The following is a 371-nucleotide window of genomic DNA, read 5'->3' as shown; positions in this document are numbered from 1 at the left end:
GGGGGGGGCGGGGGTGGCCGCCCGGGGCGGGGGCGGGGGGGGGGGGGCCCCACCCGCCCTCGGCCCTGCGGCCAGATGCCGGCCGCGAAGCCCGGCGCCACCGCGGACGCCGTGCCCTGGGCGCCGGATGCGGCGTTCTGGAGCAGCGGTCCGGCGTCGGTGCGGACGGTGTCCGTGACGCCCTGGGCCAGCGGGGCGACCTCGGAGGTGACGCCGCGCGCCAGGCCGTCCGCGTCGCCGCCGACGCCGGTGGCGAGACCGGTCGCGGCGGTGCCGACGTCCTGGACCAGCGGCTGCACCTCGGAGACGGCGACGTCGGCGGGCGGCCGGACGTCCTCCAGTCGGGGGCCAAGCGGGCCTTGGGAGGGAAC

General features: G+C 81.7%; 1 pseudogene. It reads right to left on the bottom strand.

What is annotated here, in order from left to right:
- Positions 1–371: pseudogene (locus tag JAO81_RS27575) on the bottom strand (hypothetical protein); the annotation flags it as partial.

Source organism: Streptomyces sp. N35, from assembly GCF_016464295.1.
Taxonomy (GTDB): domain Bacteria; phylum Actinomycetota; class Actinomycetes; order Streptomycetales; family Streptomycetaceae; genus Streptomyces.
This window is presented reverse-complemented; position numbering and strand designations above follow the sequence as displayed.